Source organism: Citrobacter sp. HN-141 (assembly GCF_033341895.1).
Lineage (GTDB): Bacteria > Pseudomonadota > Gammaproteobacteria > Enterobacterales > Enterobacteriaceae > Citrobacter.
Map to the genome: position 1 here is coordinate 117,610 of NZ_JAWPBF010000001.1, position 14,539 is coordinate 132,148.

A 14,539-nucleotide genomic window follows, 5' to 3' on the forward strand; every position below is an offset into this window, starting at 1 on the left:
TACAATAGTCACCAGGTAGTTTACTCCAACCGCAACAATTATTCATTTACGGATAAATGCCCTTATCGCTTGGCGCAGTAATTACCATTTTGGTACTATCAAAGCCCTTTTCACTACAAAAGAAGTAATTGCCCACTATGACTCAAGTCGCGAAGAAAATTCTGGTAACGTGCGCGCTGCCGTACGCCAACGGCTCAATCCACCTCGGCCATATGCTGGAGCACATCCAGGCTGATGTCTGGGTCCGTTACCAGCGAATGCGCGGCCACCAGGTTAACTTCATCTGCGCGGACGACGCACACGGTACGCCAATCATGCTGAAAGCACAGCAGCTTGGGATCACGCCAGAGCAGATGATCGGTGAAATGAGTCAGGAGCATCAGACTGATTTTGCAGGTTTTGATATCAGCTATGACAACTACCACTCAACGCACAGCGAAGAGAACCGTGAACTGTCTGAACTGATTTACACGCGCCTGAAGGAGAACGGTTTTATTAAGAACCGCACTATCTCTCAGCTTTACGATCCGGAAAAAGGTATGTTCCTGCCGGATCGTTTTGTCAAAGGCACCTGCCCGAAATGTAAGTCTCCGGACCAGTACGGCGATAACTGTGAAGTGTGCGGCGCAACCTACAGCCCGACCGAACTTATCGAGCCGAAATCCGTCGTTTCCGGCGCCACACCGGTAATGCGTGACTCCGAGCACTTCTTCTTTGACCTGCCGTCGTTCAGCGAAATGCTGCAGGCGTGGACGCGCAGCGGCGCGTTGCAGGAACAAGTAGCGAATAAAATGCAGGAGTGGTTTGAATCTGGCCTGCAGCAGTGGGATATTTCCCGCGATTCACCGTACTTCGGTTTTGAAATTCCGAATGCGCCAGGTAAATATTTTTATGTCTGGCTGGATGCGCCAATTGGTTATATGGGTTCGTTCAAAAACCTGTGCGACAAACGTGGCGACACCACCAGCTTTGATGAGTACTGGAAGAAAGACTCCGATGCTGAGCTGTATCACTTCATCGGTAAAGATATCGTCTACTTCCACAGCCTGTTCTGGCCTGCCATGCTGGAAGGCAGCAACTTCCGCAAACCGACTAACCTGTTCGTTCACGGGTATGTCACAGTAAACGGCGCGAAGATGTCCAAGTCTCGCGGTACCTTCATTAAAGCCAGCACCTGGCTGAAACACTTTGATGCCGACAGTCTGCGTTACTACTACACCGCGAAACTCTCTTCGCGCATTGATGATATCGACCTGAACCTGGAAGATTTTGTTCAGCGTGTTAACGCCGATATCGTCAATAAAGTAGTGAACCTGGCTTCGCGTAACGCAGGATTTATTGCGAAACGCTTTGACGGCATTCTGGCCGCCGAACTGGCCGATCCGGCACTGTACAAAACCTTTACCGACGCAGCTGCAGTCATCGGCGAAGCGTGGGAAAGCCGCGAATTCGGTAAAGCAATCCGCGAAATTATGGCGCTGGCCGACGTGGCGAACCGCTATGTTGACGAACAGGCACCATGGGTTGTGGCTAAACAGGAAGGCCGTGACGCCGACCTGCAGGCAATTTGCTCCATGGGTATTAACCTGTTCCGCGTCCTGATGACGTACCTGAAACCGGTACTGCCGACGCTGGCTGAACGTGTTGAGGCATTCCTGAACAGCGACCTGTCCTGGGATGCCATTGAGCAACCGCTACTCGGTCACAAGGTCAACACCTTTAAGGCGCTCTACAACCGTATCGACATGAAACAGGTTGAAGCACTGGTGGAAGCGTCGAAAGAAGAAGTGAAAGCCGCAGCCGCACCGGTGACCGGCCCGCTGGCGGATGACCCTATCCAGGACACCATCACCTTTGACGATTTCGCCAAAGTTGATCTGCGCGTGGCGCTGATTGAAAACGCCGAGTTCGTGGAAGGTTCCGACAAACTGCTGCGTCTGACGTTGGATCTTGGTGGTGAGAAGCGTAACGTCTTCTCCGGTATTCGCTCTGCCTACCCGGACCCGCAAGCCCTGATTGGCCGCCAGACCATTATGGTGGCGAACCTGGCTCCGCGTAAGATGCGCTTCGGTATCTCTGAAGGGATGGTGATGGCAGCAGGCCCTGGCGGAAAAGATATCTTCCTGTTAAGCCCGGATGACGGTGCTAAACCTGGTCAGCAGGTGAAATAATAAAAAAGCCGGAGATAATCTCCGGCTTTTTTTGCTTTTTTCCGGCTGGCGGCTTCGCCTTACCCGGCCTTCAAATCCCGTAGGCCCTGCAAACGCAGCGCCACTGGACAACAATCACGACTTCGCTTTATGTACCCGCGCAGTTAAACCTCGTAAGAAATAGCGCAAAAATTGATCGCCACACTCACGGTAGTTCTTATGATCCGGTGCACGCATCATCGCAGTAATTTCCGGCATCGATACGCGAAATTTCTGTTCGGTCATAATGGCCAGAATATCATCGGTTTTCAGTGAAAACGCAATACGCAGTTTTTTCAGTACCGTATTGTTGTTAACACGACGTTCAATCGCCAGCTCCGGCGCAGAATCATCTTTGCCACGCAGATGGTAGATAAGGCCGTTCAGAAAACCGGAGAGGATGATATCCGGGCAGCGAACAAAGCCGTCTTCATCTTCTTTTGTCATCCAGGTGTCAAAACCTGCCGAGGTGGCTTCCATCTCAGCAAGCGCAAGAATGCGCACCATATCGTTATTGTTCGCTTTCAGGGTGTAGCGCAGGCTACGAAGAATATCGTTACTTAGCATAGAGCCTTCAACTGTCGGTGATGCAATGGCGCGCAGTGTACCAGTTTTACAGGCCAATCGCCTCTTTTAGACTTTTGAGGTAACGACGGCTCACTGGGACAGTCAGTCCGTTACGTAAAATCAGCTCAGCCTGGCCATTATCTTCCAGACGGATCTCCTGCAAATGGGCCATGTTGACCAGGTATTGTCGGTGGCAGCGTAGCAGCGGAGTTCGGCTCTCCAGCGTTCGGAGCGTCAGCTCGGTGAATCCTTCTTTACCATCGCTACTGGTCACATACACGCCGCTCATACGACTGCTGACAAACGCCACATCATCCATTTGCAGCAGATATATTCGGCTATGACCGCTACAGGGAATGAACTTAAGCGCCTGCTGATGTTCCGGCAGTAACGACACATCCTGCTTCGTGCGCTCCTGACGTAAACGGCTCAGCGTTTTCTCCAGCCGCGTTTCTTCAATCGGCTTAAGCAGGTAATCGAAGGCATGCTCTTCAAAGGCTTTCACTGCATATTCATCAAAAGCGGTGAGAAAAACGATATATGGGCGATGCTCGGGATCCAGCATACCCACCATTTCCAGCCCGCTGATACGCGGCATCTGGATATCGAGGAACAGCACATCCGGGCGCAGCTTATGTACTGCGCCAATGGCCTCTACCGCATTCGAACACTCTCCGACTATCTCGATGTCGCTTTGCTCCTGTAACAGGATCCGCAGGTTCTCCCGCGCTAACGGCTCATCATCGACAATCAGCACTTTGATCATGCCAGTTCCTCCAGGGGAAGTCGTAAAGTAATTCGGGTAAAGAGGTCAGGCTCACAGGCTACGCTGATGCCAAAATCATCGCCAAACCGTTCCCGCAGGCGTTTGTCCACCAGATTCATTCCAAGCCCGCTGGACTCTGTCGTGGGCTGATACAGTCCGGCATTATCTTCAATATCCAGCATCAGATACTGCCCTTCCTGACGAGCAGTGATAGAGACTTCTCCGGTATCAAGTAGCTGGGAAGTGCCATGCTTAATCGCATTCTCGACTATCGGTTGCAGCGTAAACGCAGGCAATTGCTGATGCGCAAGCGCTTCCGGGACCGTTAAGGTCACCTGCAGACGGGACTGGAATCGTGCCTTTTCAATTTGTAGATAGGCATTTACGTGTTCGATTTCATCAGCCAGCGTCACAATTTCCGACGGGCGTTTTAAATTCTTACGAAAGAAAGTCGAGAGATATTGCACCAGTTGGCTGGCCTGTTCGCTGTCACGACGGATCACGGCTTTGATCGTATTCAACGCGTTAAACAGAAAATGGGGATTAACCTGAGCGTGCAGAAGTTTGATTTCTGACTGCGTCAGCATCGCTTTTTGTCGCTCGTATTGCCCGGCCAGGATTTGCGCGGAAAGCAACTGGGCAATCCCTTCCCCCAGCGTGCGGTTAATTGAGCTAAAGAGACGGTTTTTGGCTTCATACAGTTTAATCGTCCCCATCACCCGCTGGTTTTCACCACGCAAAGGGATAACCAACGTCGACCCTAATTTGCATTGCGGATGCAGTGAACAGCGATAAGGCACTTCATTACCATCGGCATACACAACTTCCCCGGTTTCAATCGCCCGTTGGGTGTATGAAGAGGATATGGGCTTGCCTGGCAGGTGATGGTCATCACCAATGCCGGTAAACGCCAGTAACTTCTCGCGGTCAGTAATCGCCACCGCACCGATATCCAGCTCTTCATACAGCACCTGAGCGACCTTCATGCTGTTAACCTCGTTAAATCCCTGTCGCAGAATCCCCTCCGTAGAGGCGGCAACTTTTAGCGCAGTGGCAGAAAACGCCGAGGTGTATTTTTCAAACATCGCGCGTTTGTCGAGCAGAATGCGCATAAACAACGCAGCACCAACGGTATTGGTCACCATCATCGGTGCGGCAATGTTACTGACCAGGTGCAAGGCATTCTCAAAGGGACGCGCAATCAGCAAAATGATCAGCATCTGCACCAGCTCGGCAACAAAAGTAATCGCGCCCGCCGTCAGCGGGCTAAATACTTTATCAGTACGGCCACGTCGGGTAAGGACACTGTGTACCAGTCCCCCAAGCAGGCCTTCCACGATGGTCGAAATCATGCAACTGAGCGCCGTCATGCCCCCCATCGAATAGCGATGAAGACCGCCGGTCAGGCCAACCAGTCCCCCAACAACAGGACCGCCAAGCAGACCGCCCATCACCGCGCCGATGGCGCGAGTATTCGCAATGGAGTCTTCAATATGCAGCCCAAAGTAGGTGCCCATAATGCAAAAAATGGAGAAGGTGACGTAACACAGAAGTTTGTGCGGCAGTCGGATAGTGACCTGCATCAGCGGGATAAACAGGCGCGTCTTGCTCATTAGCCACGCGATAACGAGAAACACGCACATCTGCTGAAGCAGCAGCAACACCAGATTAAACTCGTACATACCCGCCAACCACACATTTCTTAAAAGCGCGTAACATACATGGGCTGCGCGTAACTTTCTTTGAACTGTTGCAAAAAAACAGGAATTTGTGAGAACGATCACTCGAAAGCGCGAGAATGACGACAATCTCACCCTTCTTCTGATCAAAAAACAGACAAAACTACCTGGTTCGCAAAAGAGCGTCTAAAGTAAAACTGGGACCTCGCGAGCAAGAGTGAGACAACGATGGCGCTTTACACGATAGGTGAAGTGGCTTTGCTTTGTGATATCAACCCTGTCACTTTACGTGCATGGCAGAGACGTTACGGATTACTAAAACCTCAGCGTACAGACGGGGGGCATCGCCTGTTTAACGATGCGGACATTGACAGGATCCGTGAGATAAAACGCTGGATAAATAATGGCGTTCAGGTCAGTAAAGTTAAAATGTTACTCAGCAATGAGAACATTGATGTGCATAACGGCTGGCGTGAGCAACAAGAAACGCTATTGAGTTATTTGCAAAGTAACAATTTGCACAGCCTCAGGTTGTGGATCAAAGAGCGTGGTCAGGATTACCCTGCGCAAACGCTCAATACACATTTGTTCATTCCCTTACGCCGACGTCTGCAATGTCAGCAGCCCATTCTCCAGGCGCTATTGGGGATCCTTGACGGTGTGCTCATCAATTATATTGCGATTTGCCTTGCCTCGGCGCGTAAAAAACAGGGTAAAGATGCCCTGGTGGTCGGCTGGAATATCCACGATACCACCCGCTTATGGCTGGAAGGTTGGGTCGCCAGCCAGCAAGGATGGCGTGTTGATGTACTGGCCCACTCGCTCAATCAGCTACGGCCCGAGCTGTTTGAAGGGCGCACCCTGCTCGTCTGGTGCGGAGAGAACCAAACCCCTGCACAACACCAGCAACTGGATGAGTGGCGCGCGTTAGGTCACGATATTTATCCACTCGGTATTTAATATTTTATTAACAAACGTGTACAATCCTTATATTCACATAAGGAGTACAAAATGAGCGCAGCTAAAATCGGTGTTATAACCCTCTTCCTGCTGATGGCTATCGGTGGTATCGGCGGCGTGATGCTGGCAGGTTATACCTTTATTTTACGTGCCGGGTAAGGTAGTACGCTAATCGCTCAAACCCGCGATCGGCAATGACTGCGGCCAAGGCGACCAGCAGCGCCCCCTGGATCACATAGGCGGTATTAAACCCGCTTAACCCGATAATAATCGGTGTTCCCAGCGTATTCGCACCAACGGTAGAGGCAATCGTTGCGGTGCCAATATTAATAATGACTGACGTGCGAATCCCGGCCAGAATAACCGGCGCCGCAAGCGGAAGTTCGACTTTGCATAGCCGTTGCCCATGACTCATGCCCATCCCGCTGGCGATATCTATCACGCTGGCAGAGATCCCTCCCAGCCCTGCCAGCGTTGCCTGTAAGATCGGTAACACCCCATACAGGATCAGCGCGATAATCGCAGGCTCTGGGCCAAACCCCATCACCGGTACGGCGATCGCCAGCACCGCAACCGGCGGAAAAGTTTGCCCCACCGCGGCAATCGTTTCGACCAACGGTCTGAATTCTCCCCCCCATGAGCGGGTTACCGCTACACCTGCCCCAACCCCAATAATGACAGCAATCAGGCTTGAAATACCCACCAGCGTGAAATGCGCCAGCGCCAGCGCCGTAAAGCTCTCTTGCTGATAAACAGGACGCGGCAATTGGGGAAACAACGCGCTGAACAGTGCCTGGCTGTGAGGCAATCCCACCAGCAACACCAGGAACAGCGCAATAAGCCACAGCAGAGGATCAAACAGATGTTTCACTGTGCGGTGTCTCCGAAAGCAGATCGTGAAAATGCAGCGTACCGCGGGCCACGCCCTGGACATTAACCACCGGCAACACATCACAGCCCCGGGCGACAAAAACAGATAGCGCCTCACGTAACGTCATCTCGTCCACCAACGGCTCACCGGCCAACTGTTCACCACGACGGATAAAATCCCCCACCGTGCGCAGTGACAGCAGCCGGACCCCCAGTTCACTGCGACCAAAAAAGGTCTGCACGAAATCATTAGCAGGTGCAGTCAACATCGACAGCGGCGTGCCCTGCTGCACCACCTTGCCCGCATCCATTAACACCAGGTGCTCCGCCAGTCTCAGCGCTTCATCAATATCATGCGTCACCAGCACGATGGTACGACCCAGCAGACGGTGGATACGGGTCATCTCCTGCTGTAGCGCACTGCGTGTTACCGGGTCCAGCGCGCCAAAAGGTTCGTCCATCAGCAGTACCTGAGGGTCAGCCGCCAGCGCGCGTGCCACACCGACCCGCTGCTGTTGGCCGCCGGAAAGCTGATGCGGATAGCGGTGACGCAAATCCGCTTCCAGCCCCAGCAACGCCATCAGTTCTTCTGTTCGGTCATCAATACGCGCACGTGACCACTTTTGCAGCTGTGGTACGGTGGCAATGTTCTGGGCGACTGTCCAGTGCGGAAACAAGCCAATCGACTGGATGGCATAACCCATACGTCGCCTTAATTCCAGCACCGGCAGGCTACGGATCTCTTCCCCGGCAAAACGGATCTGCCCACTGTCATGCTCGACCAGCCGGTTGATCATTTTCAACGTGGTGGACTTCCCCGAACCGGAGGTCCCAATTAATACCGAAAAACTCCCTTCGCCTAAATGCAGATTGAGATCGCGCACGGCCTGTTGCTGGTTATAGGTTTTATTGACATGGCTAAATTCAATCATCGTTTGTCACCTTCAGCAGCGCTAAGCCTAAATCAAACAGCGCATCAATCAGCACTGCCAGTACCACCACCGGAATCACGCCCAGTAGCACTAAATCAACGGCGCTACTGAGCAGTCCCTGAAAGACCAGCGCGCCAAACCCGCCTGCCCCAATCAATGCGGCAATAACCGCCATCCCCACCGTCTGAACCATCACCACCCGCAAACTGCGCAGGAAAACGGGTAGCGCTAACGGAAGTTGCACCGAAATAAAACGCTGGCGCACGCTCATTCCCATCGCCCGCGCACTTTCCAGCACATCACGCGGAACCTGATTCAGCCCGGCCACCACGCCACGAACCAAGGGCAATAAGGCGTACAGCACCAGCGCAATCAGCGCGGGCGTCAGGCCCGTTCCCGCTACGCCGAGCGAGCTAAGCCACGGGAAATGCTTAACCAGTCCGGCAAGCGGCGCGATCAACAAACCAAACAATGCGACGGAGGGGATCGTCTGGATGATATTCAACACGGCAAATATTGGCCCCTGACGCGAAGCAGAAAAGGTGCACCAGATACCCAGCGGCACGCCAATACACAGCGCAGGCACCACGGTACCGAACAGAATAGTCAGATGCTGCGCCAGAGCATCATCAAAGACATCCTGGCGGTTGGCATATTCTTTGAGCAGAGAAAGATCGTTAAGGGTACCGGACAGTAGCAGCGCCACTGGCACAATGACAATTTGCGCATGCAGCACCCAGCGCCAGAGCGGCTGAATGGTGATACGCCGAATGGCGTCACTGCCAGCCAGCAACAGCACTCCTAACCCAAGCCAGAAACCGCTCCCCAGGCTGGTTCTGGCGACAGAAGTTCCCGTCTGAGCCAGATGCGTTGCCGTTTTCCCGGCCATAAACAACGCCGCAATCACCAGTAACTGGACAACAACCAACGTCAATACACTGCCGGATTTACCGGGTATGAAGCAGAGAACCACGAGCAGTAAAAATGTCGCCGCCAGTCCCCACGCCATGTGGGGCCAGACCTCCCAGAGTTGGCGACCTTCACCGGAAACCAGACGATTAGGGGCATAGCTGATGAAAGGAAGCGCCGCTGCGGCCACGGTCAGAACCACCAGCAGCAACAGCACCCGATTAACTGATATCTTCGACACAACACTCACCTGCTGCAAATCCGTTACTTCACCCATCCTTTTTGCTTCAGGTAATCTGCAGCGACTTTTTTCGCATCCAGCCCCTCAACGGCGATACTGGCGTTGAGCTGCTGCAGCGTTTTTTCATCCAGACTGGCAAAGACCGGCTGTAGCCATTCCCCCATTTGCGGGTACTCCTTGAGCACCACGTCACGCACGACGGGTGCAGGCGCGTAAATGGGCTGAACCCCTTTGGGATCGCTTAATGTTTGCAGCCCCAGCGCAGCAACAGGGCCATCGGTTCCGTAAGCCATTGCGGCATTAACGCCGGAGGTCTGCTGCGCCGCAGCTTTAATTGTCACCGCAGTATCGCCCCCTGCCAGCGACAACAATTGGTTCTGATTGAGCTTGAAGTCATACGCTTTTTCAAAGGCGGGCAGCGCGTCTGCACGTTCAATAAACTCGGCGGAAGCCGCCAGTTTGAACGTCCCCCCCTCTTTCAGGTAGCTGCCTAAATCCGCAAGAGAGACAAGTTTGTTTTTTTCAGCGATATCCTGACGTACTGCAATAGTCCAGGTATTGTTGGCTGGCGCAGGCGTTAGCCAGATCAGTTTATTTTGCTCAGCGTCCAGTTTTTTCACTTTCTCGAAACCTGCCTGCGCATTTTTCCACGCGGGGTCGTTTTCATCTTTAAAAAAGAATGCGCCATTGCCGGTATATTCCGGATAAATATCCAGCTCACCGGAGGTGATTGCCCCACGCACCACTGGGGTGGTACCCAGCTGTACTTTATTGACGGTTTTCACGCCATGGCTTTCGAGCACCTGCAAAATAATGTTGCCGAGCAGCGCCCCTTCGGTATCTATTTTTGAACCGACCGTGACGGGTGACGCGGCCTGTAAGGGCAGGCTTACCGCGGCTAACAGCGCCAGCGAACCCACCGATACTTTTGAGATTATCATGCTGTACTCCTCATCCTTTTGCGGCTCTTTTCAGAGACTTGAGGAAAAAGCATAGTCGAAAAATCAAGCCTTAACCTGGCTATTGGGTGGTAACGCTGAGAGTTATTAGCGGTAAGGCGATAATAAAATAAAAAAAATCCGGCAAACCCAATGTGAATTTGCCGGATGATACGATTTAGTCGGCCTGATAAGCATTGCGCCATCAGGCCTGAGCATGGATTTACTCGTCAATTAAAGCAGTTCGAATTCGCCCTGCTTCACTCTGGCGGAATCCACACCGATAAAGACGTTAAACTTGCCAGGCTCTGCATCGTATTTCATCTGCTGGTTCCAGAACTTCAGCGCTTCAATATCAATCGGGAAGCTGACGGTCTGGGTTTCACCAGGCTTAAGATTCACTTTCTCAAAGCCTTTCAGCTGTTTTACCGGACGACTCATGGAGGCGGTCACATCCTGTAAATACATCTGAATCACCGTTGCACCTTCGCGCTTGCCGGTATTGGTCACCTGCACGCTGGCCGTCACGGTTCCGTCACGCTTCATCGTCGGGGAAGAGAGCTTCACATCAGAAACCGTGAACGTGGTGTAGCTCAGGCCATAGCCAAAGGGATACAACGGACCATTCGCTTCATCAAAGTAGCGCGACGTATATTTGTTCGGCTTATCGGCGTTATACGGGCGACCAGTATTAAGATGGCTGTAATAGACCGGGATCTGCCCCACCGATCGTGGGAAAGACATCGGCAGCTTACCTGACGGGTTATAATCGCCAAACAGCACATCAGCAATGGCGTTACCGCCTTCGGTGCCGGCAAACCAAGTCTCGAGGATCGCATCAGCCTGCTGATCTTCCTTCACCAGTGCCAGTGGACGACCGTTCATCAGCACCAGCACCAGCGGTTTCCCGGTTGCTTTCAGCGCAGCAATCAGATCACGCTGGCTTTGCGGGATAGTGATATCGGTTCGACTGGACGCTTCATGCGCCATCCCCTGCGCTTCACCGACTACCGCGACAACCACATCAGATTGCTGCGCTGCTTTTACGGCTTCATCGATCATCGCCTGTGGCGAACGCGGGTCAACCTTCACCGCTTCTTCATACAGGTTGAGGAAATCAACAATGCCTTTGTCGTTGGTGATATTCGCCCCTTTGGCGTACAACACTTTGCCCTGATCGCCGACGGCGTTTTTAATCCCCGTCAGTACCGTTACCGACTGATCGGCAACACCGGCGGCGGACCAACTGCCCATCACATCACGCTTGCTGTCAGCCAGCGGGCCGACGACCGCCACGGTGGCAGATTTTTTCAGCGGCAACGTTTCCAGACGATTTTTCAGCAGCACCAGGCTTTCACGTGCTACTTCACGCGCCTCTTTGCGATGCAAACGACTTTCTGCGTTGGTGTCCTGCGGGTCAGACTCTTTGGCCCCCAGATGGCTGTACGGATCGTTAAACAGACCCATATCATATTTCACATTCAGTACATGGCGCGTGGCATCGTCGAGTTCCGCCATCGAAACCTTGCCCGACTTAATCAGTCCCGGCAGATACTTACTGTAGTATTCATCGCTCATGCTCATGTTAATACCGGACGTGATCGCCACGCGCACAGCGTCTTCAGGGTCGGACGCGGTTCCATGCTTAATCAATTCTTTAATTGCGCCGTGATCGGAAACCGTTATGCCTTTAAAGCCCCATTTATCGCGCAGCACGTCTTTGAGCAGCCAGGCATCAGAGGTGGCAGGCGTCCCATTCAGTGAATTAAGCCCCACCATCACCGCACCGCTACCGGCATCCAGTCCGGCCTTGTACGGCGGCATGTAGTCGTTAAATAAACGCTGCGGACTCATATCCACAGTGTTGTACTCTTTACCGCCCTCAACGGCGCCATAAGCGGCGAAGTGCTTGACGCTGGTCATCACTGAATAGCGATCGGCCGGGCTTTTCCCCTGCATTGCTTCCACCATGGTTTTGCCCATGATGGCAGTTAAATACGTATCTTCACCAAAACCCTCGGACGCACGGCCCCAACGCGGATCGCGGGAGACATCGACCATCGGCGCCCAGGTCATGTTCAGACCATCGTCTGCAGCTTCATACGCAGAAATCCGGCCAACGGTTCTGACCGCATCAAGGTTAAAAGAGGATGCCAGGCCAAGGCTTATCGGAAACACGGTACGTTGACCGTGCAGCACGTCATAGGCGAAAAAGAGAGGGATTTTCAGGCGGCTGAGTTCCATAACCTGATCCTGCATCTTACGGATATCCTGGCGCGTGACGGTGTTAAAAATCGCCCCTACCTGTCCATCTTTGATCATCTCACGGATGGCTTCTTTCGGGTTATCAGGTCCGACGCTTATCAAACGCAATTGCCCAATTTTCTCATCCACGGTCATCTGTGTGAGTAAATCGGTCACAAACGCATCCCGCGCTTCAGGCGTCAGTGGATGGTTACCAAACAAGGTGTCCGCCAGCGCTGGTTGCAACGCCAGGCCCACCGCGACACCTACAGAACATAGCCATTTCATGTTGATTCTCTCTTAATTTCTACCCGACGAGGCAGCGAAAATATAACAAAAACCGCAGCTTGCCGTAAGCCTAAACGGGAGTGGGGAAGAAAGCTAAGGATATTCTCTGAATTTTCAAAACCAGCATGAATCAGTGGGATACAACACAGAGACAATGCGAATGAGAAAGCGTATTGTCATACATAGCGCTATGCTTGTTCCTGATATTGAGTCCCACCACAAGGAGTGGAGAATGTCTTCCATTACAACAACTGATAATAAAGCGTTTCTGACTGAATTGACCCGACTGGTCGGCCATTCACACCTGCTCACCGAACCGGCCAAAACGGCCCGTTATCGTAAAGGCTTCCGCTCGGGCCAGGGCGATGCGCTCGCCGTCGTTTTCCCTGGCTCGCTATTAGAACTGTGGCGTGTCCTCAGCGCCTGCGTCTCGGCTGACAAAATAATCCTGATGCAAGCCGCCAATACCGGTCTGACCGAAGGCTCTACGCCTAGCGGTAATGATTACGATCGCGACATCGTTATCATCAGTACTCTGCGCCTCGATAAGCTGCACGTCATCGGCAACGGTGAACAGGTGCTGGCTTATCCCGGTACGACACTGTATTCGCTGGAAAAGGCGCTCAAACCTTTTGGCCGTGAACCGCATTCGGTGATCGGCTCTTCCTGTATCGGTGCTTCCGTGATCGGCGGTATCTGCAACAACTCTGGCGGCTCGCTGGTACAACGTGGTCCGGCATACACAGAAATGTCGCTCTTTGCACGTATTGATGAGCAAGGCAAGTTACAGCTGGTCAACCATCTGGGTATCGAGCTGGGTCAAACGCCGGAGCAGATCCTCAGTAAACTCGACGACGAGCGGATCAAAGATGATGATGTCCAGCACGATGGGCGTCACGCACACGATCATGATTACGTCACCCGCGTCAGAGATATTGAGGCCGATACGCCGGCACGCTATAACGCAGACCCTGAGCGTTTGTTTGAATCTTCTGGTTGCGCCGGAAAGCTTGCGGTGTTCGCCGTGCGCCTGGATACCTTTGAGGCTGAGAAAAACCAGCAGGTATTTTATATCGGTACCAACCAGCCAGAAGTGCTGACAGAAATCCGTCGTCATATTCTGGCCAAATTTGAACATCTGCCGGTCGCGGGTGAATATATGCACCGCGATATCTATGACATCGCCGAAACCTATGGCAAAGATACGTTTCTGATGATCGACAAACTCGGCACTGACAAAATGCCGTTTTTCTTTACGCTGAAAGGCCGCACCGATGCGATGCTGGAAAAAGTGAAAATTTTCCGCCCGCACTTTACCGACCGGGCGATGCAGAAGTTTGGCCATTTATTCCCCAGCCATTTACCGGCACGGATGAAAAGTTGGCGTGATAAATACGAACATCACCTGCTGTTAAAAATGGCCGGTGGCGGCGTAGCAGAAGCACAGAGCTGGCTGACTGAGTTTTTCAAAACCGCCGAAGGTGATTTCTTTGCCTGTACGCCGGAAGAAGGTAGCAAGGCCTTTTTGCACCGCTTCGCCGCGGCGGGGGCGGCCATTCGATATCAGGCCGTCCATGCGGATGAAGTGGAAGATATTCTGGCGCTGGATATTGCGCTGCGCCGTAACGATACCGAATGGTATGAGCACCTGCCGCCGGAAATAGACAGCAAGCTGGTGCACAAGCTCTATTACGGCCACTTTATGTGCTATGTCTTCCATCAGGATTACATTGTGAAGAAAGGTGTGGATGCTCACGAACTGAAAGAGCAAATGCTGGTGTTACTGCGTGAGCGCGGGGCACAATACCCTGCAGAACATAACGTGGGACATCTGTATAAAGCGCCAGAAACATTGACGCGTTTTTATCGCGAGAACGACCCGACCAACAGTATGAATCCAGGCATTGGTAAAACCAGTAAGCAGAAGTACTGGAAAGAGTCGTAGGCCCGATAAGC

The 14,539-nt window shown here is 52.7% G+C and carries 12 protein-coding genes; 4 read left to right on the top strand and 8 right to left on the bottom strand.

The window, feature by feature from the left end; translation table 11 throughout:
* Positions 1–137: 137 nt before the first annotated feature.
* Entirely contained in the window at positions 138–2,171 is a 2,034-nt protein-coding gene (gene metG, locus RYZ59_RS00640) for a methionine--tRNA ligase (protein ID WP_101741581.1), read from the top strand.
* Positions 2,172–2,285: 114 nt separating this feature from the next.
* On the opposite strand, the gene RYZ59_RS00645 is transcribed toward metG, so the two are convergent.
* The 3 genes from RYZ59_RS00645 to RYZ59_RS00655 are packed head-to-tail and all read right to left on the bottom strand — an operon-like array spanning position 2,286 to position 5,204.
* Positions 2,286–2,756 carry a DUF1456 family protein gene (locus RYZ59_RS00645; protein WP_137382304.1) on the bottom strand — a complete coding sequence of 157 codons (471 nt, stop codon included), beginning with the start codon at positions 2,754–2,756 and terminating at the stop codon, positions 2,286–2,288.
* A 46-nt stretch (positions 2,757–2,802) separates the two neighbouring features.
* Positions 2,803–3,522, bottom strand: coding sequence for a two-component system response regulator BtsR (btsR, locus tag RYZ59_RS00650; protein WP_202038285.1), 720 nt, complete (start codon positions 3,520–3,522; stop codon positions 2,803–2,805).
* A complete protein-coding gene (locus RYZ59_RS00655) occupies positions 3,519–5,204 on the bottom strand; it encodes a sensor histidine kinase (RefSeq protein ID WP_318048843.1) in 1,686 nt (561 codons plus the stop codon). Before RYZ59_RS00655 ends, btsR begins: the two co-directional genes overlap by 4 nt.
* Positions 5,205–5,429: 225 nt before the next feature.
* Here RYZ59_RS00655 and mlrA point away from each other — a divergent pair, with 225 nt between their 5' ends.
* Positions 5,430–6,161, top strand: a complete 732-nt coding sequence (mlrA, locus tag RYZ59_RS00660) for an HTH-type transcriptional regulator MlrA (RefSeq protein WP_048211186.1) — start codon at positions 5,430–5,432, stop codon at positions 6,159–6,161.
* Positions 6,162–6,212: 51 nt separating this feature from the next.
* Positions 6,213–6,320, top strand: coding sequence for a protein YohO (locus tag RYZ59_RS00665; protein ID WP_003027354.1), 108 nt, complete (start codon positions 6,213–6,215; stop codon positions 6,318–6,320).
* Here the strand turns inward: RYZ59_RS00665 and RYZ59_RS00670 are convergent.
* The 5 genes from RYZ59_RS00670 to bglX all read right to left on the bottom strand — a co-directional run bounded on the left by RYZ59_RS00670 (position 6,301) and on the right by bglX (position 12,583).
* Positions 6,301–7,032, bottom strand: a complete 732-nt coding sequence (locus RYZ59_RS00670; protein WP_137382302.1) for an ABC transporter permease — start codon at positions 7,030–7,032, stop codon at positions 6,301–6,303. The genes RYZ59_RS00665 and RYZ59_RS00670 overlap by 20 nt on opposite strands.
* Complete coding sequence (locus RYZ59_RS00675) at positions 7,016–7,963, bottom strand: ABC transporter ATP-binding protein (protein ID WP_318048846.1); 948 nt, start codon at positions 7,961–7,963, stop codon at positions 7,016–7,018. Before RYZ59_RS00675 ends, RYZ59_RS00670 begins: the two co-directional genes overlap by 17 nt.
* Entirely contained in the window at positions 7,956–9,149 is a 1,194-nt protein-coding gene (locus RYZ59_RS00680) for an ABC transporter permease (RefSeq protein ID WP_318048848.1), read from the bottom strand. The genes RYZ59_RS00675 and RYZ59_RS00680 overlap by 8 nt, the downstream gene beginning before the upstream one ends.
* Complete coding sequence (locus tag RYZ59_RS00685) at positions 9,137–10,054, bottom strand: ABC transporter substrate-binding protein (RefSeq protein WP_318048852.1); 918 nt, start codon at positions 10,052–10,054, stop codon at positions 9,137–9,139. Before RYZ59_RS00685 ends, RYZ59_RS00680 begins: the two co-directional genes overlap by 13 nt.
* Positions 10,055–10,285: 231 nt before the next feature.
* Positions 10,286–12,583 (bottom strand): beta-glucosidase BglX, encoded by a 2,298-nt coding sequence (gene bglX, locus RYZ59_RS00690; RefSeq protein WP_318048853.1) that lies wholly within the window; start codon positions 12,581–12,583, stop codon positions 10,286–10,288.
* Between the two features lie 232 nt (positions 12,584–12,815).
* Between bglX and dld the strand changes: the two genes are divergently transcribed.
* On the top strand, positions 12,816–14,528 hold the full coding sequence (gene dld, locus RYZ59_RS00695) for a D-lactate dehydrogenase (protein ID WP_137382297.1): 1,713 nt from the start codon (positions 12,816–12,818) through the stop codon (positions 14,526–14,528).
* Positions 14,529–14,539 lie beyond the last annotated feature (11 nt).

Bases quoted from the DNA above. Each gene is read 5' to 3' on its own strand.
- metG (WP_101741581.1), top strand. From the start codon at position 138: ATGACTCAAGTCGCGAAGAAAATTCTGGTAACGTGCGCGCTGCCGTAC.
- RYZ59_RS00645 (WP_137382304.1), bottom strand. From the start codon at position 2,756: ATGCTAAGTAACGATATTCTTCGTAGCCTGCGCTACACCCTGAAAGCG.
- btsR (WP_202038285.1), bottom strand. From the start codon at position 3,522: ATGATCAAAGTGCTGATTGTCGATGATGAGCCGTTAGCGCGGGAGAAC.
- RYZ59_RS00655 (WP_318048843.1), bottom strand. From the start codon at position 5,204: ATGTACGAGTTTAATCTGGTGTTGCTGCTGCTTCAGCAGATGTGCGTG.
- mlrA (WP_048211186.1), top strand. From the start codon at position 5,430: ATGGCGCTTTACACGATAGGTGAAGTGGCTTTGCTTTGTGATATCAAC.
- RYZ59_RS00665 (WP_003027354.1), top strand. From the start codon at position 6,213: ATGAGCGCAGCTAAAATCGGTGTTATAACCCTCTTCCTGCTGATGGCT.
- RYZ59_RS00675 (WP_318048846.1), bottom strand. From the start codon at position 7,963: ATGATTGAATTTAGCCATGTCAATAAAACCTATAACCAGCAACAGGCC.
- RYZ59_RS00680 (WP_318048848.1), bottom strand. From the start codon at position 9,149: ATGGGTGAAGTAACGGATTTGCAGCAGGTGAGTGTTGTGTCGAAGATA.
- RYZ59_RS00685 (WP_318048852.1), bottom strand. From the start codon at position 10,054: ATGATAATCTCAAAAGTATCGGTGGGTTCGCTGGCGCTGTTAGCCGCG.
- bglX (WP_318048853.1), bottom strand. From the start codon at position 12,583: ATGAAATGGCTATGTTCTGTAGGTGTCGCGGTGGGCCTGGCGTTGCAA.
- dld (WP_137382297.1), top strand. From the start codon at position 12,816: ATGTCTTCCATTACAACAACTGATAATAAAGCGTTTCTGACTGAATTG.